General features: G+C 62.6%; 15 protein-coding genes, 1 tRNA gene and 1 pseudogene. 11 read left to right on the top strand and 6 right to left on the bottom strand.

Annotated features, from left to right (window positions below; translation table 11 throughout):
• Positions 1–51: 51 nt before the first annotated feature.
• The gene (locus tag Uis1B_RS01825; protein ID WP_101614988.1) at positions 52–1,401 is read right to left on the bottom strand and encodes a THUMP-like domain-containing protein; all 1,350 of its coding nucleotides are present in this window, start codon (positions 1,399–1,401) and stop codon (positions 52–54) included.
• A gap of 764 nt (positions 1,402–2,165) precedes the next feature.
• Between Uis1B_RS01825 and kdpA the strand changes: the two genes are divergently transcribed.
• The 7 genes from kdpA to Uis1B_RS01785 all read left to right on the top strand — a co-directional run bounded on the left by kdpA (position 2,166) and on the right by Uis1B_RS01785 (position 11,548).
• Positions 2,166–3,842, top strand: a complete 1,677-nt coding sequence (gene kdpA, locus Uis1B_RS01815; RefSeq protein ID WP_101614984.1) for a potassium-transporting ATPase subunit KdpA — start codon at positions 2,166–2,168, stop codon at positions 3,840–3,842.
• Position 3,843: 1 nt separating this feature from the next.
• Entirely contained in the window at positions 3,844–6,018 is a 2,175-nt protein-coding gene (kdpB, locus tag Uis1B_RS01810; RefSeq protein WP_101614981.1) for a potassium-transporting ATPase subunit KdpB, read from the top strand.
• Positions 6,019–6,054: 36 nt separating this feature from the next.
• Positions 6,055–6,666 (top strand): potassium-transporting ATPase subunit KdpC, encoded by a 612-nt coding sequence (gene kdpC, locus Uis1B_RS01805; protein WP_101614979.1) that lies wholly within the window; start codon positions 6,055–6,057, stop codon positions 6,664–6,666.
• 162 nt (positions 6,667–6,828) lie between these two features.
• A complete protein-coding gene (locus Uis1B_RS01800) occupies positions 6,829–9,768 on the top strand; it encodes an ATP-binding protein (RefSeq protein WP_207763356.1) in 2,940 nt (979 codons plus the stop codon).
• Between the two features lie 2 nt (positions 9,769–9,770).
• Positions 9,771–10,457: a response regulator gene (locus tag Uis1B_RS01795; protein WP_101614977.1), complete on the top strand. Its 687-nt coding sequence runs from the start codon at positions 9,771–9,773 to the stop codon at positions 10,455–10,457.
• Between the two features lie 134 nt (positions 10,458–10,591).
• Positions 10,592–10,664: transfer RNA gene (locus Uis1B_RS01790), tRNA-Lys, on the top strand.
• 701 nt (positions 10,665–11,365) lie between these two features.
• On the top strand, positions 11,366–11,548 hold the full coding sequence (locus tag Uis1B_RS01785) for a hypothetical protein (protein WP_101614975.1): 183 nt from the start codon (positions 11,366–11,368) through the stop codon (positions 11,546–11,548).
• Positions 11,549–11,926: 378 nt separating this feature from the next.
• On the opposite strand, the gene Uis1B_RS01780 is transcribed toward Uis1B_RS01785, so the two are convergent.
• The 3 genes from Uis1B_RS01780 to Uis1B_RS01770 all read right to left on the bottom strand — a co-directional run bounded on the left by Uis1B_RS01780 (position 11,927) and on the right by Uis1B_RS01770 (position 16,317).
• On the bottom strand, positions 11,927–12,637 hold the full coding sequence (locus Uis1B_RS01780) for a hypothetical protein (protein WP_207763358.1): 711 nt from the start codon (positions 12,635–12,637) through the stop codon (positions 11,927–11,929).
• 25 nt (positions 12,638–12,662) lie between these two features.
• The gene (locus Uis1B_RS01775) at positions 12,663–13,727 is read right to left on the bottom strand and encodes an NUDIX hydrolase (RefSeq protein WP_101614971.1); all 1,065 of its coding nucleotides are present in this window, start codon (positions 13,725–13,727) and stop codon (positions 12,663–12,665) included.
• Between the two features lie 352 nt (positions 13,728–14,079).
• The gene (locus tag Uis1B_RS01770; RefSeq protein ID WP_101614969.1) at positions 14,080–16,317 is read right to left on the bottom strand and encodes an RNA degradosome polyphosphate kinase; all 2,238 of its coding nucleotides are present in this window, start codon (positions 16,315–16,317) and stop codon (positions 14,080–14,082) included.
• A gap of 179 nt (positions 16,318–16,496) precedes the next feature.
• Between Uis1B_RS01770 and rsmI the strand changes: the two are divergent.
• A pseudogene (gene rsmI / locus Uis1B_RS01765) lies at positions 16,497–17,378 on the top strand (16S rRNA (cytidine(1402)-2'-O)-methyltransferase); the annotation flags it as partial.
• A gap of 24 nt (positions 17,379–17,402) precedes the next feature.
• On the opposite strand, the gene Uis1B_RS01760 reads toward rsmI, so the two are convergent.
• Both Uis1B_RS01760 and Uis1B_RS01755 read right to left on the bottom strand, forming a co-directional pair.
• Positions 17,403–17,609, bottom strand: coding sequence for a variant leucine-rich repeat-containing protein (locus tag Uis1B_RS01760; protein ID WP_101614965.1), 207 nt, complete (start codon positions 17,607–17,609; stop codon positions 17,403–17,405).
• 133 nt (positions 17,610–17,742) lie between these two features.
• Positions 17,743–18,360, bottom strand: coding sequence for a hypothetical protein (locus Uis1B_RS01755; RefSeq protein WP_101614963.1), 618 nt, complete (start codon positions 18,358–18,360; stop codon positions 17,743–17,745).
• Positions 18,361–18,981: 621 nt separating this feature from the next.
• Here Uis1B_RS01755 and metG point away from each other — a divergent pair.
• The 3 genes from metG (at position 18,982) to Uis1B_RS01740 (ending at position 25,609) form a co-directional block, all read left to right on the top strand.
• Complete coding sequence (metG, locus tag Uis1B_RS01750; protein ID WP_101614961.1) at positions 18,982–20,853, top strand: methionine--tRNA ligase; 1,872 nt, start codon at positions 18,982–18,984, stop codon at positions 20,851–20,853.
• Between the two features lie 818 nt (positions 20,854–21,671).
• Positions 21,672–22,622, top strand: a complete 951-nt coding sequence (locus tag Uis1B_RS01745; protein WP_101614959.1) for a TatD family hydrolase — start codon at positions 21,672–21,674, stop codon at positions 22,620–22,622.
• A 251-nt stretch (positions 22,623–22,873) separates the two neighbouring features.
• Complete coding sequence (locus Uis1B_RS01740) at positions 22,874–25,609, top strand: KUP/HAK/KT family potassium transporter (RefSeq protein WP_101614957.1); 2,736 nt, start codon at positions 22,874–22,876, stop codon at positions 25,607–25,609.
• Positions 25,610–25,661: the final 52 nt, after the last annotated feature.

The following is a 25,661-nucleotide window of genomic DNA, read 5'->3' as shown; positions in this document are numbered from 1 at the left end:
CGGCTGCCAGCTTCCCCCGAGGGGAAGCTATGAATGTGGTGCCCGGCGGAGCTAGTCGGATGAGGTGATTCGTTTGGCGATCAGCAGGATGTGGCGTCCCTCGGCCGTGGTGGTGGCGAAGATCGTGATGTCGCCGCCGTCCTTGACCCTGAGCTTCCTGCGCAGCGCAGCCACCGGCATCGGGAAGTTGCGAACGGTGATGTTCGCATGCGTGATGTCGGCCAGCGCGGCCCTGAGTTCGCGCTTGTTCATGCCGGTCGTGCCGATGATGGCGAATCCGCGGCCGGGAAAACCGTCCACGGGGTCTGCCGAGACGAACAGGTGACTGTTCGGGCCGATCCGCCGCACCCCGTATCGCCGTTCGATCAGCGGGAAGCATCCCGCTTTCATGATCGAGGCGTTCGGCTCGTAGACGTATCGGCAATCCGCCGGAGCGCCCGTGTCGACGTCGTTGGTCTGATCGACGTCATTCCCCTCTGTTTCGCCGATCGTATAGTCGATCACGTCGCCGTCGTTGACGCAATACATACGGATGCCGGCCTGCTCCGATACGGACCGCTGCAGCACGATCAGCAGCTCCTTGCATTCGTTGCCGGCCGAAACGATGTGCACCTCGCGCACGATTCCCGGTCCGCCCAGGTCCTGTATGGCCTTGTGCCAGTCGAGCATCGGGGAGAGCTTGACCATCGCGGTAGCCGCGCGATCCAGCAGCCGGGATTCCAGCGAGATCACGTCGGGTGCGCAGTCGGCGATCGCATAGGTGCGCGAGCCGTGCGCGTCACGCCGGGCCGGATCAAGGAAGATCAGCGTGGAGCCCGGGGTCGTAGTGGCGTTCGGTGCCGCCGAGGCGTTTGGCTCTGCTGTGGCGTTTGGCTCGGCCATCGACGTATCGTCCAGATACGATTCGGCATCGGCGTTGACGATCGTGACGTTTTCCAATCCCAGCGCCGCCATGTTGTGCTCGGCGATCCGGCACAGATTCGCCTGCCGCTCCACGTAGACGCCGTGGGAGAACGACCGGGCCATATACGAGAAGTCCACGCCGAATCCGCCGGTCAGATCGATGAGCGTGGTTGCGGGTACGGCGGCGTTGCCGGTTGCGGGGCCGGTGTCGGCGTGGGTATCGGTCGTCGTGTCCATCAGCCGCCGCGCCACGGAGGCCTTGTACAGCGCCGTCGTCTGCGAGGAGCACTGTTCCATCGAGATGTGCGGCGGATAGATGATGCCGTCGCGGTCCGCCCAATCGGGCAGTTTGACCCGCGCCCGCTGCCATCCGTCGATCTGCTCCAATGCGGTCGGCAGATCGACGCCGTCGCCGGCCTTGGCGTGCAGGGCCAGATCGCGCACGTCATCGGTGCGGTGCATACGAATGAATTCACGGGTTTCGGGGCTGACTTCCACGGCACATATTGTATCCGTTCGCATCCGTTCGTTTTGTCCCCGTTCGTACTCACTCAGGACTCGCGCCGGCTGGCGTCACGCGGTATGGGTATGCCCGGTGACGCCGCGCCGGAATCGTTGCAATTTCAACGGTTTCATGACCGCGTCACGCGGTATGGGTGTGCCCGGTGACGCAGCCTGTGCCCGGTGACGCAGCCTGTGCCCTGTCGCGCAGTCGGCGTCCGTCCGAGTCAGTCGGCGTCCGGTTACGTCAGTGGTGTCGCGCGACATCGCCGAGGCAACTGTCGGCATGTGTTAGGAAGCCGTTAATGAATCGCCGCCATATGAATCGCCGCACGTATGGAAAGCATAAAAACGCTTTCCGGCTCCGACGCACATCCATAGCATTGAAAACTGCAATGACCCAGTGACGTGTGCGATGCCGCGTCAATAGTCATGCGGCAACGCATGGGGATGGGCCGCGACGACGTCACGCTGACAACGTACGTCGCGGGCATCTTGTTGATAGGCATCGGACGATAGTCGCTGGGTTTTTTCTATAGAAGGAGAGAACATGCCCTGGTGGGTTGATGTGGCTTATGTAGTCGGCACGGTCGCGATATTCATCGTGTTCGACCTGTTCGGAAAGTGGGCGGATAAGCTATGATGACCGCATTCACTGTTCTTGGCGTAATTCTGGGAGTCGCGGGTATCGCGTACATGATCTACTCCCTGTGCCGTCCTGAGAAATTCTGAAGACTTTTTAGAAAACAAGGTTCATCACTATGGTGTACGTATATGCGATTTTGGCGTTCGGCCTGATTGCCCTCATTCTGGCGGCACTGTACAAGCCGCTGGGCGATTACATGTACAACGTGTTCACATCCGACAAGGATCTGTTCTTCGAGAAGTGGATCTACAAGATCATCGGCGTGGACTCCAAGAAGGGTCAGACCTGGAAGGCCTACCTTCGCGGCATTCTGGGCTTCTCCCTGCTGAGCGTGCTGGTGCTCTACCTGCTGCAGCGCGTGCAGCACTGGCTGCCCTACAACCTGGGCTTCGACAACGTTCCCGGCCCGCTGGCGTTCAACACGGCCGCCTCGTTCGTGACCAACACGAACTGGCAGTCCTACTCGCCTGACGTGACCCTCGGCTACACCGTGCAGTTCGCCGGCCTCGCCGTGCAGAACTTCGTCTCCGCGGCCGTCGGCATCGCCGTGGCCATCGCCCTCGTGCGCGGCTTCGCCCTGCGCAAGAGCGAGACCATCGGCAACTTCTGGGTCGACCTCACCCGTACCACGATGCGCATCCTCATGCCGATCGCCATCGTCATGGGCATCATCCTCATGGCTCTCGGCGTGGCGCAGAACTTCGCCGGCTTCGTCGAAGTGCACACCATCGCCGGCGGCACCCAGAACATCATGCAGGGCCCCGTGGCCTCCCAGGAGGTCATCAAGGAGCTCGGCACCAACGGTGGCGGCTTCTTCAACGCCAACTCCGCCCACCCGTACGAGAACCCGAACATGTGGACGAACCTCATCGAGATCATCCTCATGCTGTGCATCCCGGTGGCACTCACCCGCACCTTCGGCCGTATGGTCGGCGAGGTCAAGCAGGGCTACGCGCTGCTCGGCGCCATGGTCATCCTGTTCGCCGTGAGCTTCACCTGCGTGGTCACCGCCGAATCGTTCTCCAACGACCCGATCACCGCCCTCACCGGCGGCTCGATGGAAGGCAAGGAAGTGCGCTTCGGCAACGTGTGGTCCGGCCTGTTCGGCACCACCTCCACCTCCACCTCCACCGGTGCGGTCAACTCGATGCATGACTCCTACACCGCGCTCGGCGGCATGATGTACATGCTCAACATGATGCTCGGCGAGGTCTCCCCGGGTGGCGTGGGCGCCGGCCTGTACGGCATCCTCGTGATGGCCGTCGTGGCCGTGTTCATCGCCGGCCTGATGGTCGGCCGCACCCCTGAGTACCTCGGCAAGAAGATCGGTCCGCGCGAGATGAAGATGGCTTCGCTGTACTTCCTCGTCATGCCGATCACCGTGGTCGTGGGCGTCTCCCTGAGCTTCGCCCTGCCGTTCGCGCGCCAGTCCATCTTCGACACGTCGCTGAACAACAGCGGCAACCACGGCTTCTCCGAAGTCGTCTACGCCTTCACCTCGGCCGCGAACAACAACGGCTCCGCGTTCGCCGGCATCACCGCCGACACCCCGTGGCTCGACACCGCGCTGGGTCTGGCCGTGCTGCTGGGCCGTTTCCTGCCCATCGTGCTGGTGATCGCCCTTGCCGGCTCCCTCGCCAAGCAGGACATCGTGCCCGAAACCTCCGGCACGATGAAGACCGACAACAAGCTGTTCACCGGTCTGCTGGTGTTCGTTATCGTCCTTATTTCCGCGCTGACGTTCTTCCCGACGCTTGCTCTGGGACCGTTGGCAGAAGGTTTGGTGGCCTGATATGTCTACCGCTACTGTGAATGGCGCCGTGAACAACGCGAGCGATCTCGCGGCCGACGTCAAGAAATCCAACAACAAGTCGCTTGGCGAAATGCTCGTCAAGAGCCTGCCGGACGCGCTGAAGAAGTTCGATCCGCGCAACATGTGGCACAACCCCGTCATGTTCATCGTGTGGGTGGGCGCCGCGTTCCTGACCCTGCTGGGCATCTTCCAGCTGTTCGACTCCTCCCTGACCATGGGCGAGCCGATCTACTTCACCTGGATCGTGGCCGTCGTGCTGTGGTTCACCGTGCTGTTCGCCAACCTTGCCGAAGCCGTGGCCGAAGGCCGTGGCAAGGCTCAGGCCGACGCGCTGCGCAAGACCCGCACCACCACTCCGGCCCACCGCGTCGTGCGTTACGACGAGGTCAACGACCCGGATGTGCGCGGCCCCGAAAACGGCTACGGCCAGTCCTCCATCGTCGAGGTTCCCAGCTCCGATCTGAAGCTCGGCGACGTGGTGGTGGTCGAGGCCGGCGATCTGATCCCCGGTGACGGCGACATCATCTCCGGCATCGCCTCGGTCGACGAATCCGCCATCACCGGCGAATCCGCCCCCGTGATCCGCGAGTCCGGCGGCGACCGTTCGGCCGTGACCGGCGGCACCCGCGTGCTCTCCGACCGCATCGTCGTGCGCATCACCCAGAAGCCCGGCGAATCCTTCGTCGACAAGATGATCGCCCTGGTCGAAGGCGCGAACCGCCAGAAGACCCCGAACGAGATCGCTCTGGACGTGCTGTTGAGCTCCCTGACCATCATCTTCCTGGTGGTTGTGCTGTGCATCAACCCGCAGGCATCCTCGGTCGGCGCCTCCGTGAGCCTGACCGTGCTGGTCGCCCTGCTGGTGTGCCTGATCCCGACGACCATCGGCGCCCTGCTGAGCGCCATCGGCATCGCCGGTATGGATCGTCTGGTCCAGCGCAACGTGCTCGCCACCTCCGGCCGCGCCATCGAGGCAGCCGGCGACGTCACCACCCTGCTGCTCGACAAGACCGGCACCATCACCTACGGCAACCGTCAGGCCTCAAACTTCCACGCGCTTCCCGGCGTGAGCCACGACGACATCGTCGAGGCCGCGGCCCTGAGCTCGCTGGCCGACTCCACTCCCGAAGGCCAGTCCATCGTGGAGCTCGCCCGCAAGGAGGGCAAGGAGTTCGACGAGGTTCCGGGTGCCACCCCGGTGGCCTTCACCGCCGAAACCCGTATGTCCGGCCTTGATCTGCCGAACGGCGAGCGCATCCGCAAGGGCGCCACCTCGGCCGTCGAGAACTGGCTGGAGCAGGAGGGTGCGGGCGTTGGCCAGGAGGTCATCGACGCCATGCATGATCGTGTCAAGGCCGTGTCCAACGCCGGCGGCACCCCGCTGGTGGTGGCCAGGCAGAACGCGGACAAGTCCATGCAGGTGCTGGGCGTCGTCCAGCTCAAGGACGTCGTCAAGAAGGGTCTGCGTGAGCGCTTCGAAGACATGCGCAAGATGGGCATCCGCACGGTGATGGTGACGGGCGACAACCCGCTCACCGCCGCTGCGATCGCCAAGGAGGCCGGCGTCGACGACTTCATCGCCGAGGCCAAGCCCGAGGACAAGCTCGCCTACATCAAGAAGGAGCAGGCCAAGGGCCAGCTCGTCGCCATGACCGGTGACGGCACCAACGACGCCCCGGCTCTGGCTCAGTCCGATGTCGGTGTGGCCATGAACTCCGGTACCTCCGCTGCCAAGGAGGCCGGCAACATGGTCGACCTTGACTCCGATCCGACCAAGCTGATCGACATCGTGCAGATCGGCAAGCAGCTGCTCATCACCCGTGGCGCGCTGACCACCTTCTCCATCGCCAACGATGTGGCGAAGTACTTCGCCATCATCCCGGCCATGTTCATGGAGAAGTTCCCCGGTCTGGGCGTGCTCAACATCATGGGACTGCATAGCTCCCTGTCCGCCGTGCTTTCGGCCATCATCTTCAACGCGATCATCATCGTGATCCTGATTCCTCTGGCCCTCAAGGGCGTGAAGTACCGTGCGGAGGCCTCCGAGAAGATCCTCGGCCGCAACCTTTCGGTCTACGGTCTGGGCGGCATCATCGCTCCGTTCATCGGCATCTGGATCATCGATCTGTTCGTTCGTCTGATCCCCGGATTCTGATCCGGCGCAGGGAACCGCAAGGAAAGAGTGTATGCAATGAAATCCGCAATGTCATTGAATCTGCGTAGCTATTGGGCCGGGTTCAAGGCCGTGCTGGTGTTCACCGTCATCGTGATCGTGTACACGTTCGTCATGACCGGCATCGGACAGCTCGGCATGCCCGACAAGGTGAACGGTTCGATGGTGGAGGACGCCTCCGGCCAGGTGGTCGGCTCCTCGCTGATCGGCCAGTCCTTCACCGACGACAAGGGCAACGCCCTGCCGCAGTACTTCCAGTCCCGTCCGTCCGCGGCCGGCGACAACGGCTACGACGCTTCGGCCTCCTCGGGCACCAACAAGGGCCATCAGGATGCCGATCTGATCAAGTCGGTGACCGACCTGCGCAAGCAGATCGCCGAGCGCGAGCATGTGAGCGTCAAGGACGTTCCGGCCGACGCGACCACGTCGTCGTCCTCCGGTCTTGATCCGGCCATCAGCCCCGAATACGCGGCCATTCAGGTCAAGCGTGTGGCCGATGCCCGTGGTCTGACCGAGGAGCAGGTGGAGAACGTGGTGAAGAAGAACACGACCGGTCGCGGTCTGGGCTTCATCGGCGAGCCCACGGTCAACGTGGTGACGCTGAACCTTGATCTCGATAAGCTGCAGTAACTGCCTGTCTCGAGTGTGTGATTGATATCCAGCGGTGCCGTCGAGAGGCGACTCTGGCGACGTAGGGGTGATGACGCGGTGGTTTGGCGTCATCACCCTTTCCGCGTTATTTACGCGGCATCGATGGCTTTCGGCTAGAGTTGAAACGGACTGATTGGGGGCATGATGGCTAGAGCACGAGGATCGTTCAGGGTGTTGCTGGGTGCTGCTCCCGGTGTGGGCAAGACCTGTGCCATGCTCAAGGAGGGGCATCGGCTCAAGAGCGAAGGCAAGGATGTTGCCATCGCGCTGCTGGAGACGCACGGGCGCAAGGCCACCGAGCTCTCCGCACAGGGGCTGGAGTACATTCCGCGTCGGCAGATGAGCTACCGTGGTATGCAGCTGGAGGAGATGGACCTGTTCGGCGTGATCGAACGGCATCCCGAAGTGGCGCTGGTGGACGAGCTGGCTCACACGAACGTTCCCGGTTCGGTGCACGAGAAGCGCTGGCAGGACGTGGAGGATCTGCTCGACGCCGGCATCAACGTGATCACCACGATCAACGTGCAGCACATCGAGTCGCTGAACGACGTGGTGCGCGAGATCACCGGAAGCACGCAGAAGGAGACCGTGCCCGACAAGGTGCTGCGTTCGGCCACGCAGGTGGAGATGGTCGATCTTCCGCCTGAATCCCTGCGCGAGCGTCTGTCGGCGGGTCTGGTCTACAAGCCGGACCGGGTCGATGCGGCGCTGAGCAACTACTTCCGCGTCGGCAACCTCACCGCTTTGCGAGAGCTGGCGTTGCTCTGGCTGGCCGGACGGGTTGACGAGGCGCTCAAGGAGTACCGCGATTCCCATAACATCAAGGCGAAGTGGGAGACCCGCGAACGTGTGATCGTGGCGCTGTCGGGCGGCCCGGAAGGCGAGCAGCTGCTTCGTCGTGGCGCCCGCGTCGCCCGCGCATCAGGCGGCGGCGATCTGATCGCCGTGCACGTCACCTCCGAGGACGGTCTTGCCGGATCCAATCCGGGGCTGCTGGCCCAGCAGCGCAGCCTCGTCGAAAAGCTCGGCGGCACGTTCCACCAGATCGTCGGCGAGGACATTCCCGACGCGCTGCTCGACTTCGCGCGCGCGAACAACGCCACGCAGGTGATCGTCGGAGTGTCGCGGAGGAGCATGCTGTCGCGCTGGTTGGGACGGCCTTCGGCCACCAACGGGATCATCGAGAAGTCCGGCGATATCGACGTGCATATCGTCACCCATTCGTTCGCGAACCGGGGCTTCTACCTGCCGAAGCATCGGGAGTCGATGGCGCTGAGCCGGCGTCTGGTCGGATTCCTGTTCGCGGTGGTGTCGGTGCTTACCGTCAGCTGGCTGCTGCTGAACTTCAGCTCCACGCAGTTCGCGCAGCGTGACGCCCTGATCCTGCAGCTGCTGGTGGTGGCGTCCGCCGTCATCGGCGGCATCATACCGGCCACGGTGGCCGCCGTGTTCAGCGGTCTGGCCATCGACTTTCTCTATACGGCTCCGGTGGGTACGTTCCATGTGATCCGACTCGCCGACTTCATCACGATCATCCTGTATGTGATCGTGGGCATGACGGTCGCCATCGTCGTTGACCATGCCGACACCCGTGCGCGCGAATCCCAGCGTGCGCGCGCCGAATCCGAAATGCTGGCCAGCGTGGCCGGTGCCGTGCTGCGCAGCGACGATCCGCTGCAGGCCATCGTGCACCGCACGCGCGAGGCGTTCGGCTTCACCTGCGTGAGGGTATTGAAAGACGGGCAGGTGGTCATTTCCGACGGGGAGCCGTCCCTGCCGAAGGACGGCGTCAGCTTCGAGCGCGACACCGTCACGCTGGACGAGCACGGTCCGTCGCTGGAACTGTACGGCCACTCCATCGAAGCGTCCGACCAGCGTATTCTCACCGCAATCCTTTCGCAGATCCAGACCGTGCTGGAACACAACGATCTGGCGAAGAAGGCCAGCGAGGTGGAGCCGCTCGCCGCGGCCGAGAAGATCCGTACGGCGCTGCTCAACGCGGTGAGCCACGATCTTCGCCGTCCGCTCGCCGCCGCCACCACCGCGGTTTCGGGATTGCAGCGCATGGGTCATGCGGCGAGCGAACGCGATCGTCGCGAACTGCTCGCCGTGGCCAGCAACGGGTTGAAGCAGCTGACCAAGCTGGTGACCGATCTGCTCGACGTCTCCCGACTGCGGGAGGGTGCTCTGCCGCTGTCGCTGGTGGCCACCGACGTGGTCGGCGCGATCATCCCCCTGTTCGACGATCTCAACATCGGCCCGTGGAAGGTCGATCTCGATATCGCTCCCGGTCTGCCGCTGGTCGTCGCCGATCCCGCCCTGCTCAGGCGGGCGCTGTCGAACGTGATGGTCAACGCGCTGCGGTTCACGCCCGATGACAAGCGGGTGCGCATCGCCGCGTCCACATTCAACGGGATCGTGGAGATCCGCGTCGTGGATCAGGGGCCGGGTGTGCCCGACGAGAGCAAGGAGGAGATCTTCGTGCCGTTCCACCGGCTCGGAGACACCGACAACACCACCGGCCTCGGGCTTGGCATGGCCCTGTCGAAGGGATTCGTGGAGTCCATGGGCGGCGTGATTTCGGCGGAGGATACGCCCGGCGGCGGTCTGACCATCGTCATCGCGTTGCGCACGGCCGGGGAGAACATGAAGACCGGTCAGCCGATTCCGAAGAGCGAGCAGCCGGATTCCGCCGGCGTGCTCGAGCAGGATACGCTCAACGTGTCCGGTGCCGTTTCCGATGTGATCCTGCCGCTGCCGGGCAGTGGTCCGTCCGAGGAGCGTGGGCTCGACCGGTTCATCAACTACGGCATCACGCGCGGCGGGGCGTCGGATGATGATCGGCGTGGTGTCGCGGGTTCCGCGGATTCCGGCACGGACGGTTCGGATTCCGGTTCGTCCGATTCCGGCTCTGGCTCCGGCAAAGCGCATGATCCCGCCGACGACATCGTCGTGCATTCCGTCGCGGATCTCGATGACGGTGCGAATGGTGACGATGCCGACGGTCATGATACGGCGGATTCCAAACGAGATGAGAAGCGTCTAGACGAGAAGGATCTAGCCGAGAAGAGTGAGGACTGACGATGAAGATTCTGATCGCGGACGATGATCCGCAGTTCCTGAAGGCGTTGAAGATCACCCTCCATTCGCAGGGCTACGACATCGTGACCGCGAAGGACGGCGTGGAGTGCATCACCGTGGCCGTGCGCGAGCATCCCGATCTGTTCATGGTGGATCTTGGCATGCCGAAAATGGACGGCATGGGCGTGATCCAGGGGGTGCGCGGCTGGACGGATGCGCCGATCCTCGTGGTTTCGGGTCGTACCGATGAGCGGGAGAAGGTGGCCGTGCTGGACGCCGGCGCGGATGACTACGTGACCAAGCCCGTGCCGATCGACGAGCTGCTGGCCCGTATTCGCGCGCTGCTGCGGCGGGCGCCTCAGGAAAACGATTCGCCGACCGTCTCGCTGGGCGACGTGACCATTGATCTGACCGCCCATGCCGTGTTCCGCGGTCGCAAGGGACGGCAGGTGCGCGTGAAGCTCACCCCCACCGAATGGAAGGTGCTGGAGGTGCTGGTGCGCAATGCCGGCAAGCTGGTGACCCGTCGTGATCTGCTCACCGAGATCTGGGGCGCCGAGCATGTGAACGATTCGGGGTATCTGCGCCTGTACGTTTCGCAGCTGCGCAAGAAGATCGAGCCCGATCCGGCGCATCCGCGATACCTCAAGACCGAAACCGGCATGGGATACCGTCTGGATGTGGATTGATCCATCTGGATGTGAGTCTGGATGGGTTGATCCGTTCGTTCGTGGGTTGATCCGGCGGTGGATCTGGCGGCAGATCCACCGGTTTGCCGGTCTGAGTTGTATTGTTCGTCCAAGGCGTGTATCTTAGAAGAGTTGCCCCTCTAGCTCAACGGTTAGAGCAGCGTCCTTTTAAGTCGTGGGTTGTGGGTTCGAATCCCACGGGGGGCACGTCCTAGCCCTTGAAATCATTGAGGTTTCAAGGGCTTTCCCATACCCTGTGCATACGGATTCGCCCCTGATTATCCCTGATTCCGGGAATATTGTGCTCAAAAGATGTTCACGGATTCCGGTCTGAATGGGCTCTTCGCGTTTCGGTATGGGGCCGTTGCTGTACCGTCACTTGGGCTGGTGGAATGCGTCACGTGGTTCGTCTTGCGTCACATGGGCTAGGTGGTCCGCGTGACGCACTCGTCAGAACGTTGGAATATCAATGGTTTGATCATTGCGTCACATGGTCCGGGTGATCCGTGTGACGGTACCTGGTCCATGTGACGGTACCCGGTCCGCGTGACGGTACCCGGTCCGCGTGACGGTACCTGAGCTGCGTGACGATGCGACTGGTTCATGTTGGTGCCCCGCCTGAACCTGCGGCGAACCTGGAGATGCGGTAAAAAGGGGAGACAAAGAAGAAGCCCGGCGGGAGAGAAGACCGCCGGGCCAGAGAGGAAGAGAGAAGAAGAAAGGGTTTTAGTTATTGCGGTTGTTGAACCGTGATTCCTATATAACCCCGTAAGGTTCAACGTGTTGTGAGTGTTAGCTGGGAATTCCATGAGAATGTGTGATTTGATTGCCGGATGGCTCCCGTAGCTCCTTGCCGAATTGTCCGGTTCCCGTAAGTGACGATGAAAACTTCCGAGAAAGGAATGGACATGGGATTCTTCTTCAGCGATCCGACCTACAGCGTGGTCAAGGTGGGCGGATGGTTCACGGATGATCAGGCTGTGGTCGAAGGTGTGACGATGGAAGAGGCACAGGATTACGTCGACAGCCGTTCCGGCTGGTTCGGTGATGACGGCAATACGTACAAGATCGTCAAGGACAGTCAGTGGTGATGGGGTGGATATACGACCGGCTTGCGGTGCGGATGCCGATCGCAGTGCGGATGCCGATCGCCGGAATGTAGGAAGAAGGAACGCCGGACCGTGAATGCGCCTGTCGGCGCAAGGGCCGCTCGCAGCGGCAAAAAATGGAGCCCGGGGCAATGCACGGCCCGACGCGACACCCAGTGTACGGCATGGTGGGTGTCTGTGCAAAACAACGGCCGGAGTTGCGCTGGCCGAGTGAGGAACCGCGCCGATGAATCGAAGCCACCTCATCCGACCGGCATTCGCCGGCCACCTTCCCCTCGGAGGGGAAGGCAGAGTAACACTGAAGCAGTGGTGCCGACCGGTATTCGCCGGCCGCCCCAGCCCCGTTTTCCGCTATGCCAGCTACTCCAGTCTGCCCTTGCGCCACAGGCCGGCTCCGGCCTGGAAATCCTTCGCCGTGCCGGCCAGTGATTTCGCGGTCTTCGCCATATGGGGCGCGCCCGAATTCGCCAGCGCAGCCCTCGCCTCCGATTCGGAAAGCCCAAGACGCTCCGATTCCGTCTGCCGGCGCTTCACTTCGGTGATCAGACCAGCCGAGATCACCGAACAGAACGCGCTGGCCCGTTCCAGAGCCACGGCGAAATCGCCGGTGAACGCACCGGAAAGAATCGAATCCGCGGTACGGGCGATATCCGATTCGGTCGGTGCCTGATCCACGCCGGCGATGGCCGACGCCGTGGTGGCCACGGGCTCGCCCAAACGCCACAGGCGCGAAATGCCCTCGCGATTGCGCCGCATCCAGGTGCGCAGCATATACAGCCGCCACAGCACGCCGGGCAGGGACTCCGACTCGGCCGAACTCCACAGCTCGGCCACAAGATCCACCCCTTCGCGCTCCACCAGCGTCAGCACGCGCTCCACCACCTGCGGATCCTGCGTATGATGCACGCGGTCAAGCAGTGACGCTGCGGTGGTGTGGCTCATATCGCTGAGCCGCTGAGGATCCACGCCGCCGGAAAGCTGATCGATCAGCGCGGCGTCGAGCTGCGCCGGCCGGGTGAACCGGGCTGCGCCGGAGCGTGCCGCGGCGAAACCGGAGCCGGCGGCGCGCACCGAAGCGGAACCATAGGCAGATGAATTAGTAGACAATCGGATTTACCTTCTGAATATCGATGATGGCCGGACCATCGTCCGCTTCAACGATATTAAAGGCTACCGCATGTCCGGTGGCCATATACGGCGATTTCGCGGGAAGCCGCTTGGCCAGCGCCTTCGACACGCAAAGATTGCGCATATGCTCGAACACTCCACCGATCACCGGCCGATGCATGCACACCGCCGTGGTTTCGTCGGAGTCGATCGTATGCTGCATTTCGCCGAGAATGCACGCCCATGCGGAATCGGGATGGTCGGCGAAGGCGTCTTCGGTCAGATCGTCGGCCATATGCACCGGAAGTCCGGTCTGCCAGGAGAATGTTTCGATGGTGCCGGTGCAGCGTCTCCACGGGGATGTGACCAGCCGGTCGATGCCGAAACAGGCGATCTCGCGGGTCAGCGCATAGGCGTAGGCCGCTCCGCGCGGGGTGAGCGGTCGATCGGCATCGGTGCCGCCCCAGAACTTACGTCCCTCGGCCTTGCCGTGTCGGATCAGCAGGAACATGCGGGAGCCGAGAATCCCGCCGCGCACCTTGGCCACGAACTGATCGAGAATATCGCGGTCGAGGACATGCGTGACCTTGTGCCGTGCGTCGGCCGGCGACATCCAGAGAATGTTGTCCACCTCATTGGGATCGGTGTTGATCGGGCCGAAGGCGTACCGGCGTTTCTCCGCGGCGATCGGATCGATCACATGGGCGTTCCAGTACAGCACATGCTTGCGGGGTTTGCTGGGATTGCAGCGTCGCTTGCCCGGCTTGCCTTCGTCTTCGAGCGGATACTCGATCTCTCCGAGATACGCGCCCAGCGCCACCGGCAGGCCGGTCTCCTCGCCGATCTCGCGCACGGCGGCATGCCGATGCGATTCATTGATGTCAAGCTTGCCCTTCGGCCAGCTCCAATCGTCATATTTCGGTCGATGGACGACGCATACTTCCAGATTATCCAAAATGATATCCGGGTCCTTGGCCTTGGGGCCTTCGAGCCGAATATCATCGCGCCAGCGGTATACGATGCCGCCGGCTGCTTCGACGACCGTACTACTCATGCGATGTTCCTTCTCTGTTCGTCGTCGGTCCGTTTGCGGCGGGGCGTGCGGGCACGGCCTCGGTAACCGCGAAACGGTTGATCGACGACTGCTTGTTATGATCTGCGCTTCACTGCGGCAGTGCGGTGATGTGCACCTATGCAGAAAAACACACTTCCATTATGGAGCGGTTGGATTGATTCAGGGTCATTGGAGTGCAATAAATGACAACAATTCGGTGTGGACGCGGTACTGAGGGTGGCGGAAAATGACCGAGAGCGACAACGGCGACCGATATGCAAACAGCCCGGATACCGTTATCGAATTGGTATCCGGGCTGTTCACGAATCTGCCGTTCGCAGATTTCGGCGGATCAGCTGTGACGCGGACGACGCGTGTGCTTCTTGATCAGAGCCTCCTGGCTGTCGATCAGCGGCTTGCCGTCGTCATCCGTGGAATGACGCACGTACGTGCCGTCGGGCTGCATGTGCCAGCTGCTGGTGGTGTCGGCCATCTGCAGATCCACGTACTTGATGAGCTCCTCGATCTGCTCGGGGGCGGTGATGCGGATCAGCGCCTCGACACGACGGTCGAGGTTGCGGTGCATCAGATCGGCGGAACCGATCCACACCTCGGGGCCGGAGGCCGGACCCTCGCCGATCTGCGGACCCTGGGAGTTCGCGAAGGCGTAGATGCGGCTGTGCTCCAGGAAGCGGCCGAGGATCGAACGCACGCGGATGTTCTCGCTCATGCCGGGCACGCCGGGCTTCAGCGAGCAGATGCCGCGCTCGACGATGTCGATCTTCACGCCGGCCTGGCTGGCGCGGTACAGGGCGTCGATGGTGGCCTCGTCCACGATGGAGTTGACCTTGATCTTGATCCAAGCGGGCTTGCCGGCGAGGGCCGCGGTCTCCTCGCGGCGGATGCGCTCGATCAGGCCGGTGCGGATGCCGCGCGGGGCGACCAGCAGACGGTGGAAGCTTGACTTCGGCGCGTAGCCGCTCAGCTGGTTGAACAGGCGGGTCAGATCCTGACCGACCACCGGATCGCAGGTGAGCAGACCGAGATCGGTGTACAGACGAGCGGTCTTCGGGTTGTAGTTACCGGTGCCCACATGGCAGTAGCGACGCAGACCATCGGCTTCCTGACGAACCACCAGCGACAGCTTGCAGTGGGTCTTGAGGCCGACGATGCCGTACACCACATGCACGCCCGCGCGTTCGAGCTTGCGGGCCCAGGCGATGTTGGCGTCCTCGTCGAAGCGGGCCTTGATCTCCACCAGGGCCAGCACCTGCTTGCCGGCGTGGGCGGCGTCGATCAGCGCGTCCACGATCGGGGAGTTGGAGCTGGTGCGGTACAGCGTCTGCTTGATGGCCAGCACCTTCGGGTCGGCGGCGGCCTGAGCCAGGAACGCCTGCACGGAGGTGGAGAAGGAGTCGTAGGGGTGGTGCAGGAGGATGTCGCGCTCGCGGATCGCGGCGAAGATGTCCTGCGCGCGGCTGGATTCCACTTCGGCGATCTGACGGTTGGTGGTGGGCACGAACTTCGGGAACTTCAGGTCCGGGCGGTCCACTCCGCCGAGCTCGAACAGCACCGTGGCGTCGAGCGGCGTGGGCAGGCGGTAGACCTCCTCGTCGTTCACGCCAAGCTGGTCGGCGAGCAGCTGGGAGAGGAACGGGCTGGTGCTCTCGGAAAGCTCCAGACGGATCGGCGGTCCGAAGCGACGACGCAGCAGTTCCTTCTCCATGGCGTTGAGCAGGTTCTCGGCGTCATCCTCTTCGACGTCGATGTCCTCGTTGCGGGTCACGCGGAAGGAGCGGGCCTCCTTGATGATCATGCCGGGGAACAGGGCCTCCAGATGGGCGATGATGAGGTTCTCCATCGTCACGAAGCCGTAGCGCACATCGGTGGCCTCGTCGTCGGTCATGTCGTCGACGGCCACCAGACGGGGCAGGTTGTCCGGGATCTTCACTCGGGCGAAGTGCGACTTGCCGGAGTTCGGGTTCTCCACGATCACGGCGAGGTTCAGCGAGTTGCCGGAGATGTAGGGGAACGGGTGAGCGGGATCCACGGCCAGCGGGGTCAGCACGGGGAAGACCTGATGGCGGAAGAACTTGCTCAGTCGTTCCTGCTCGGCGATGGTGAGCTGGCTCCACTTGAGCAGCACGATGTTTTCCTTGGCGAGATCGGGCAGGATGTGCTCGATCACGTAGCCGGCGTGCTCGTCCTGCAGGCGGTGGGCCTGATCGGAGATCGCGCGCAGCTGCTGGCGGGGGCTCAGGCCGCTGGCGCTCGGCACGGCGATGCCGGTGTCGATGCGGCGCTTGAGGCCGGCCACGCGAACCATGAAGAACTCATCGAGGTTCGACGCGAAGATGGCGGCGAAGTTGGCGCGCTCCAGCACGGGAAGGGTCTCGTCCTGGGCGAGCTCCAACACTCGCTTGTTGAACTTCAGCCAGCTCAGCTCACGGTCGAAGAACCTGTCCTTGGGCAGAGGCTCGTAATGAGCGGCGTTGGGGTTCTCGCGGGTGTCTTTCGGCGTTTCCGCGATATGCTCGGCGATCTGAGACTTGAGGATCGCCTTTGAGGGTGCATTGAATATCTGGGCCATACCTACCACTCTATTATCGACTTCGACGAACGGGGATAAAAACAGGGGCAAAACCCGGCAGAATTTAACTATTATTCATATTGCTTCCGGGGCCATTGCCGGATTAGGTACGTGGATCGTGGATACTGGAAGGTATGCAGTCGTCAACAAACGGTGATCGGGATGGTCGTATTCTGGAGATTCCACGAGGAACGGTGGTGCTTGCGGCTACTCCCATAGGCAACGTATCGGACGCTTCGGCACGATTGACGGCACTGCTGGAGCAGGCCGACATCGTGGCCGCGGAGGACACCCGACGCCTGTACGATCTCGCCCGTCGACTGGATGTGCATGTCGGCGGAAGGGTGGTGGCCTACCACGACCACAACGAACGGGGCAAGGCGGACGGTCTGCTCGACGAGGTGGAGACGGGCGCCTGCGTGCTCGTCGTTTCCGACGCGGGCATGCCCACAATCAACGATCCCGGTCTGGCGATCGTGCGTCGGGCCATCGAACGGGGGCTCCCGGTCACCTGCGCCCCGGGGCCGAGCGCGGTGCTCGACGCCCTGGCGTTGTCCGGCCTGCCCACGGATCGATTCTGCTACGAAGGGTTCCTGCCCCGCAAGCATTCGGATCGCGTGCAGCGTCTGCGCTCGCTGCAGTCCGAACGGCGGACCATCGTGTTCTACGAAACGCCGCACCGCATCGCCGAGTCGATGGACGATCTGCTCTCCGCCTTCGGCTCGGACCGTCAGATGGCGCTGGCCCGCGAACTGACGAAGGACTATGAGGAAGTCCGCCGAGGCGGCATCGGCGAGATCCGTCAGGGGGTGATCGACGATCCGCCTCGCGGAGAGATCGTGCTGGTGATCGCTGGAGCCTCCGAGGATGAGGCCCGCGAGATGGCACCATCCTCGCTGAGCGTGGAGGATCTGGCGGTGCTGGCCATCGATCGTGCTCTGGAGGACGGTCTGCGCATCAAGGAGGCCATCGCCGAGGTGATCGAGGAGCATCCGATGGTCGATGGTTCGCTCGCCAATCGCAAGCAGGTCTATTCGGCGGTGTTGCAGATCAAGCAGTAATCAGGCGGCGCTTCAGGCAGCACTTCAGACAGCAGCGGTGCGGGCATCGTCCTCCATCGACTCGAACAGCACGTCGAAGGCGCGCTTTACTCCGGGACCGCCGGCCTGAGCCACGAATTCCAGGAGCTCCGGGGTGGCTGCGGTGTTGGCGATCAGCCACATGCGCAGTTCCGGCGCCTCCCGTGCGATGTGCCAGAGCACGTCCGGTTCGGTGGACGGATCACACGCCACGCCAACCGTAAGCCGCAACGGTGGCGGGGGTGGTGCCGCTACCCGCTGCCGCTCGGCTCGGGGACGTTTCCCGATGCCGGTAAGACGCTCGTCGTGCCGCGGATCGTCCCGCGCGTGCGCGCGTCGATGCCGTTTATGCCGTGCCCTCGTCGTGCGCATGGTCGGTTCCGCTGCTTGTTCCGATGGCCGCGGCCTCGTCGTCGATGTTCGCTTCGGTCAGCTCCCGTTGCTGCCGATTCAGCAGCATCAGCTCCTCCACGTTCGTCATCATGCGCACGGCAGGGCCATGATTGGGCCAACGGGGATTCTCCCATAGGATTTTCAGGCATTGAGACGCCTTGATCTCATAGGCGTCAAGCATCTTCGCTATCAACGTTTCCGTGTGGGCCGGACGTTGCTCCGGCAGATTCATGCAGGCCAGATCGCATGCGGTGCGCATCGGCGAGGTGACCAGCAGCTGCCGCAGTCGCATCAGTTGCTCCGGTGGCGTGCGCCTGTTGTGCGCGATGATCTGTCTTCCGTGGATTCTGGCGCGGAAATGCGACCCCGAAATCACATCCACTCGATTGGGGAATCGGCCTCCCTGCCATATCCACATCGCCAGCGGCCCTGCCGCAGCCGCTCCGAACGGCACCATTTGCTCCGCGATCGAGGCCCTGCCGTAGAGCGTTCCGGCCTGCGACGTGGAATAGGCGCAGGTGTCGTCCAATCGAACCAGTACTTGCCGCTCCACCAGTCGCTCAAGTCCCATGTCTCCGGTGACGTCTCCGATCCGTATGATCGCGGGGAGGACTTTCCGCGGACGATCGGCGTCGTCGCGTCTTGCAGAGTCCTCCGATGAGAACCGCGTCGGTCGTCCCGAAGGATGCGTTCCTGATGATCTGCCATCGGCGGGAGACCGCGGCCTCGTACCGGTGCGGGAGCGGGAACGTCCCGGTCCGGTTCCGGCGCATCTCGCTCCTCGTCTTGCGCGGGTCTGCCTGTCCTGTGCGAGACAGGCATTCGCGATGTCGCCGATATACGGTGGAATGCCCGGTGCGCGGTCAGGCGTTGCGAGAGCGGTCGGCAATCTCGTGGACGTCGGCTGCAGGGTCGCCGGCGTCGTCGCCGGGTGCATGATGGTCGACTTCATAGTCGTTGATGCTGTATTCATGGTGCCGACATTAGGGGGAAGCGGTGCGCAGCGAAACCGGGGCGGAAGAAATGTGGAAAAGTGGACGATTCCGTCGCATACGAGCATTCGTTGTGGATAACCGCTCTCGGTTATGCACAATACCGGTCGGACAATCGTGCATAACCCGCGGTCTGCCGGTCGGTGCACGTCCTGCGGAACGGTCTGCGCTGTCCTCTGTAACGCACATAATCGGTTTTTATGAGTCATATTCTTGTCAACGTCGCTTGGCCGTACGCAAACGGCCCCCGTCACATCGGCCATGTGGCCGGTTTTGGCGTCCCCTCGGACGTCTACGCACGCTTCGAGCGCATGAAGGGCAACGACGTGCTGATGGTGTCCGGCACCGATGAGCACGGCACCCCGATTCTGGTGGAGGCCGAAAAGGAGGGCCTCACCGCCCAGGAGCTCGCCAACCGGTATAACCGTGTGATCGCCAAGGATCTGTGCGATCTGGGCCTCAGCTACGATCTGTTCACCCGAACCACCACCGGCAATCATGAGAAGGTGGTGCAGGAGCTGTTCAGACAGTGCCTGAAGAACGGCTACATCTACAAGGGTGTGCAGCAGGTGGCCATCAGCCCCTCCACCGGCCGTACCCTGCCCGATCGCTACATCGAAGGCGAATGCCCGATCTGCCATACCGACGGCGCCCGTGGCGATCAGTGCGACGCCTGCGGCAACGAGCTCGACCCGATCGACCTGATCAACCCCGTCTCCAAGATCAACGGCGAAACCCCGCGCTTCGAGGAGACCGAGCATTTCTTCCTTGACCTGCCCGCGCTGGCCGAAGCCAATCTCGCGTGGCTCAACACCCGCGAAGGATGGCGCACCAACGTCATCAACTTCTCCAAGGGCCTGTTCAAGGAGGTCAAGCCGCGCGCCATCACCCGAGACATCGACTGGGGTATTCCGGTGCCGGTGGAAGGCTGGATCGACAACCCGAACAAGAAGTTGTACGTGTGGTTCGACGCCGTGATCGGCTACCTTTCGGCCTCCATCGAATGGGCCCGCCGCAAGGGCGATCCCGAAGCGTGGCGCGCCTGGTGGAATGATCCGCAGACCCCCGGCTACTACTTCATGGGTAAGGACAACATCACCTTCCACTCCCAGATCTGGCCCTCCGAAATGCTGGCCTACAACGGTGCCGGCTCCAAGGGCGGCGAAACCGGCGAGCTCGGCCCGCTGAACCTGCCCGAGCAGGTCGTGGCCTCCGAGTTCATGACCATGGAGGGCAAGAAGTTCAGCTCCTCCCGCGGCATCGTGATCTATGTGAAGGACATCCTCTCCCGCTACCCGGTGGACGCCGTGCGCTACTACATCTCCGTGGCGGGCCCCGAATCCTCCGACTCCGACTTCACCTGGGCCGAGTTCGTGCGCCACAACAACGAGGAGCTCGCCTCGGCATGGGGCAACCTCGTCAACCGCGTGGCCAACCTCATCGCCAAGAACTTCGGCGCCATCCCCGCCGTCGACGAGTCGAAGCTCACCGATCAGGATCGCGCGCTGCTGGAGCAGACCGTCGCCGCGTTCGACACCGTCGGCGGGTTCCTCGAAAAGCATCACCAGAAGGCCGCGCTGGCCGAGGCCATGCGCATCGTCGGCGAGATCAACAAGTACATCTCCGCCGTCGAACCTTGGAAGATCAAGGACGACGAGGCGCGACTCGGCACCGTGCTGCACGTCGCCGCGCAGGCCGTATCCGACGCCAACCATCTGCTCGCCCCGTTCCTGCCGCATTCCGCGCAGAAGGTGTGGGAGGCGCTCGGTGGCAAGGGCACGTTCTCCCCGCTGCCGCACATCGAAGAGGTGGAGGATCTCGACAAGCCGGGATTCACCTACCCGATCATCACCGGCGACTACCAGCTCGGCGTGAACGTGCATCCGTGGAAGAGCGAGCCCATCGAGGTCGGTGCCGCAGTGCCGAAGCCGAAGCCGATCTTCGCGAAGATTCCGAAGGAAGCCGTGCAGGAGGAGCTTGATCGATTCCAGGCCGAGCTTGATGCCCGTCGCGCCAAGGAGGCGGAGCGTCTGGCCGCTGCCAAGGCGAAGCTGGCCGAGGAGGCGAAGTGATTCCGCCCGATCGCCGGAAACGGACGATCGGACGGATGATTGCAATGTCCGCCGTGGAATGTGGCTGAGCCAGCACGGCCTGCCACATTTCACGATTCCGTCACACATTTTCAGGAAAGATTCAGGTTCCCATATCGTTCCGCCAAGAAAGGGCTGGTTATATCAGTCATGTCAGCGGATAGCACCGCCGGCGAGATTCCCAGTCGAATCTCATAACTGAACCCTTCTTCTCTCTTCTCTCTAGCCCGGTGTTTTCTCCCACCGGGCTTTTTCTTTTCCGATCGGCTTTTGGGGTGAACTGGCGGAACCGCTCATCAGCCTCGTTACTTGGTCGAAGTGCTTATGAATACGTCCGAATCGGCTTCTTAATGATCGCATTGACCAAGTTGCATGCCCGGACGGTTCGGGTTCGATGGATCAGGCCGCGAAACCACGACACGGTACGGAAAACCGCCATCGGTCTGGATTTCGGGCACACCGGTCGCACATTTCCCGCGCATGATTTTCAGGTTATTTTCAGGTTATGGCATCGTTGCATTCAGTAAGGGCGAGTTATATAAGAGTTGTCAACGGAAACCCCGGAGGTGCAACCCGGAAGGATCCGAACACATCCCGCGGATGGTGCGGCACGCCGAACCACTCGGTAAGCGGATGATAACTGAATCCTCATAACTGAACCCTTCTCTTCTCTCTTCCTTTCTCTGATTTCCCGGCGGCCAATCCCGCCGGGTTTTTCTTTGTTCCGCCGTTTTCCTTGTTCCGCACGTTCTTTTGTTCCGCACGGCGGTTCGGGAACCCCTCACGCCATACTGGTGCGCATGAGCAAGCATCATCGCAATCGAAGCTGGGCGCCGGCCCCGGAGCCGCTGACCGAATGGACCTACGACAATCACACGCATGTGAAATCGGTGGTGCCGTTTTCCGCGGCCATGGCACATGAGGCCGAGATCAAGGGGCAGCCGCCCGTGCCGGTCTACAGCGAGCGGGAGATTCTGGAGCAGGCCGAGGCCGTGGGGGTCCGACGGATCATCGACGTGGGATGCGAATACCCCCATCTGCGCGATGCGGTTGATCTGGCGAACGAATTCCCCGGCTGCGTGCACGCCGCACTGGCCATCCATCCCAATGAATCCGTGCTGCATGGGCATCGCGGGGCCAAGGGGCCGGACGGTCTGGAGCTCAAGTACCAGCCGTGGCATGATATCGATTTCGACGCGGCGTTGGGCGAGGTTCATCGGCTGGCGACGACGTTCCCCGAGCAGGTGGTGGCCATCGGTGAAACCGGTCTCGACTATTTCCGTACCGGCGATGAGGCTCGGGAATACCAGCGTGAGGCGTTCCGTGCGCATATCGCGCTGGCCAAGGAGCTGAATCTGCCGATGCAGATCCACGATCGGGATGCGCATGCCGACTGCATCGAGGTTCTGCTCAGGGACGGAGCGCCGGAACGCACCGTGTTCCACTCGTATTCGGGGGATGCGGACATGGGGCGTATCGCCGCCGAGCAGGGGTGGTATCTGAGTTTTTCGGGAACGGTGAGCTACAAGGGCAACGGGGGGATTCGCGACTCGCTGCGCATGATCGCCCGGGATCACATCCTCGTGGAGACCGACGCTCCGTATCTCACGCCGATGCCGTATCGTGGCCGTACGAACGCACCGTACATGATCCCCTACACGCTCACCGCCATGGCGGATGTGCTGGGCATCAACGTCAACGACATGGCTGCGATCACCAGACGGAACACCCAGTCCGTATATGGCATCTGATGTTCGAATGTCGTTAGCGACCGTTAGGAAACCGTTAGGATTTTTCGGCCGCAAATATCAGTGATTTCAACGGTTGCCGCTGTTTGCACATATGGAGGGCAAGCGTTGTTCGCGCTTTTGGCGAGGTAGTGGTAGCCTTTTTCTTCGCGTTAGGAAAATGCAAAGATTTTATGAATCTGCAATCCTGGATCGCGGCTGCCCGGCAGCCGATGCAGTGACGAATACCGTTGTGTTGAATGTTGGAGGTTGCCATGGCGAAGCAGAGCGACATCGCCAAACACGCCGCCGAAGATACGGAGGCCGGAAGTACCGGTCCCGGACAGGAGGACGAGCAATCGCTGAGGACGGACCGATCCGAGAAGTCCGATACATCCGCCAAGGCTGATAAGACAGGCCGATCCGAACAGTCCGAGCAAACCGATAAGGCCACGGGACCGGACGAAACCGTTCCTCCGGTGACGAAGGTGATTCCTCCCGTGTCGGTGACGGACACCGGATCCCTGCAGCTCAAGGGCATTGTCAAGGCTCCGAAAACCTCCCGGCACATCGTGCTGCCCGAGGAGAAGGCGGAGGCCGAACGGGCGAAGAAGGAAGCCGAAAAAACCCAGAAGAAGGCCCAGAAGGCCCCGAGGACCCGACTCGGCAAATGGTGGCGCGGGGTTCAGAGCGGTCCGGATCGCGTCACGCTGGCCATGTCGATCGTGGCGCTCGGCGTGGTGTACGGCGACATCGGCACCTCCCCGCTGTACATGGCGCAGTCGTTCGTGGCGGGGCAGGGAGGCCTCCAGTACGCCGACCGGCAGTCGGTGCTCGGCCTGCTGTCACTGCTGTTCTGGTCGATCACCCTGATCACCACCGTCAAATACGTGCTGATCGCCATGCGCATCGACAACAAGGGCGAAGGCGGCATCTTCGCGCTGTACTCGATGGTCCGCCGGTACGGCAAATGGCTGGCGTATCCGGCCATGATCGGCGGTGCGGCGTTCCTCGCCGATTCCGTGCTCACCCCCGCGGTTTCAATCAGCTCCGCAGTCGAGGGTCTGCAGACCATCCCGCAGCTGGAACCGCTGTTCGACAGCAATGACAGTCTCACCCTGATGATCACCGTGTGCATCATCCTCGTGCTGTTCGCCATCCAGTCCCGCGGCACCGAAAGCATCGGCAAGGTGTTCGGCATCGTGGTGATGATCTGGTTCTCGTTCCTCGCCGTGGTGGGCGTGGTGAACATCGGCACGGACTGGACGATCTTCGCCGCGCTCAACCCGTGGTACGGCATCGAGTTCCTGCTGTTCGACCCGGGCAACAAGGCCGGTCTGGCCGTGATGGGCACCGTGTTCCTTGCCACCACCGGTGCCGAGGCGCTGTACTCCGACATGGGTCATGTGGGCCGCGGCAACATCTACGCCACCTGGCCGTTCATCAAGATCGCACTGGTGTTCAACTACTTCGGTCAGGGCGCGTGGATCCTGCGCAATCAGGGCAACGCCGAGCTCTATGACGTCAAAAGCCTCAACCCGTTCTTCCAGATGATGACGCCGAACCTGCGTTCGGTGGCCGTGATCCTGTCGGTGGCCGCCGGCGTGATCGCCTCGCAGGCGCTGATCACCGGCGCGTTCACCATGGTTTCGGAGGCCACCGGCCTCAACTGGATGCCCCACCTGCAGGTGCGGTACCCCGCCCGCACCCGCGGCCAGCTGTACATTCCGGCCATCAACGTGGTGCTGTGCGTGGCGACGCTGAGCGTGCTCGCGCTGTTCCGGGATTCCGAACACATCACCGCCGCATACGGTCTGGCGCTGACGATCACGATGATCACCACCACGATCCTGCTGGCCGCCTACATCTGGTGCGCGTGGAAGCGCCGGGTGTTCGCCATCGTGTTCGCGATCCTGTTCCTCGCCATCCAGACGCTGTTCTTCATCGCGTCGATGTCGAAGTTCCTGCATGGCGGCTGGTTCACGATGCTGCTCACGCTCGCGATTCTGGGCGTCATGTATACGTGGGATCAGGGCACGAAGGTGGAGCGTTCCCAGCGCCGCCACATGTGGCCCAAGGAGTTCCTGCCCGCGCTCGACGCGCTGCACCGCGACTTCAAGATCCCCTACTACGCCGACAATCTGGTGTATCTGACCTCCGATCCGGAACTCCGCCGGCTCGACACCGACATCTTCTACTCGATCTTCGCCAACCATCCCAAGCGCGCCCGCGCATGGTGGGCGGTCTCCGTGCAGGTGACCGACGATCCGTTCACGCGCGAGTATTCGGTGGAGAACTTCGGCACCAGCTTCCTGTTCCGTGTGCGCATCCGCCTCGGATTCAAGGTGAGTCAGAACGTGGCCACGTATCTGCATCAGATCATGCATGATCTGATCAACGACGGGACCCTGCCGCGTCAGACCGTGATCTACCCGAAGGTGGACGAGGACCCGGAGATCGGCACGATCCAGTACGTGCTGGTCCACAAGGCGCTGATGCCGGAATCCAAGATCACCTCCCGTGGCGCGACCTCGCTGCGGGTGAAGTATGCGATTCGCCATGTGGCCGGCAATCCGGTGAAATGGTTCGGTCTGGCCGCGTACAACCCGGTGGTGGAGGTGCAGCCGCTGTTCGTCTCCACCAACAAGGTTCCGGCGCTCAAGCGCGTGGCATTGCGCAAGCCGAAGCGGCCGATCACCCTGCAGCAGATCCGTGCCGAGCAGCATGAGGAGGCCGAGAACATCCGTGCCGCGGCCGTGGCCGAGGCGGAAAGCGCGGCGGCTGAGCGTGAGAGTCGCCGTGGATCCCGCGCGGAGTCCCCTGCCGTGGAGCGGGCCGGGGCGGAACGCGCCACCGTGGTAGATGGCGAAACCGTGGCGCGTAGGGCGCGTAGGGGAGCCAAGCCGAATTTCGATCTGCGGCCGGCCTCCAGCGTCGGGCCGAGAACGTCGGCCAAGATGACGTCGGCCGATACGACGTCGGCCGATACGACGACCGTTGAAGCCAAGTAGGCTGTGGATCGGAGACGACCAAGGTGACGGCGGCAAACGGGTGCATCGGGCG

This window comes from Bifidobacterium margollesii (genome assembly GCF_002860355.1).
GTDB lineage: Bacteria > Actinomycetota > Actinomycetes > Actinomycetales > Bifidobacteriaceae > Galliscardovia > Galliscardovia margollesii.
Note: the sequence above shows the minus strand (reverse complement) of the source record. Positions and strands in the feature narration are given on the sequence as shown.

Coding starts and splice junctions, on each gene's coding strand:
- kdpA (WP_101614984.1), top strand. CDS start 2,166: ATGGTGTACGTATATGCGATTTTGGCGTTCGGCCTGATTGCCCTCATT.
- kdpB (WP_101614981.1), top strand. CDS start 3,844: ATGTCTACCGCTACTGTGAATGGCGCCGTGAACAACGCGAGCGATCTC.
- kdpC (WP_101614979.1), top strand. CDS start 6,055: ATGAAATCCGCAATGTCATTGAATCTGCGTAGCTATTGGGCCGGGTTC.
- Uis1B_RS01800 (WP_207763356.1), top strand. CDS start 6,829: ATGATGGCTAGAGCACGAGGATCGTTCAGGGTGTTGCTGGGTGCTGCT.
- Uis1B_RS01795 (WP_101614977.1), top strand. CDS start 9,771: ATGAAGATTCTGATCGCGGACGATGATCCGCAGTTCCTGAAGGCGTTG.
- Uis1B_RS01785 (WP_101614975.1), top strand. CDS start 11,366: ATGGGATTCTTCTTCAGCGATCCGACCTACAGCGTGGTCAAGGTGGGC.
- Uis1B_RS01775 (WP_101614971.1), bottom strand. CDS start 13,727: ATGAGTAGTACGGTCGTCGAAGCAGCCGGCGGCATCGTATACCGCTGG.
- Uis1B_RS01770 (WP_101614969.1), bottom strand. CDS start 16,317: ATGGCCCAGATATTCAATGCACCCTCAAAGGCGATCCTCAAGTCTCAG.
- Uis1B_RS01755 (WP_101614963.1), bottom strand. CDS start 18,360: ATGGGACTTGAGCGACTGGTGGAGCGGCAAGTACTGGTTCGATTGGAC.
- metG (WP_101614961.1), top strand. CDS start 18,982: ATGAGTCATATTCTTGTCAACGTCGCTTGGCCGTACGCAAACGGCCCC.
- Uis1B_RS01745 (WP_101614959.1), top strand. CDS start 21,672: ATGAGCAAGCATCATCGCAATCGAAGCTGGGCGCCGGCCCCGGAGCCG.
- Uis1B_RS01740 (WP_101614957.1), top strand. CDS start 22,874: ATGGCGAAGCAGAGCGACATCGCCAAACACGCCGCCGAAGATACGGAG.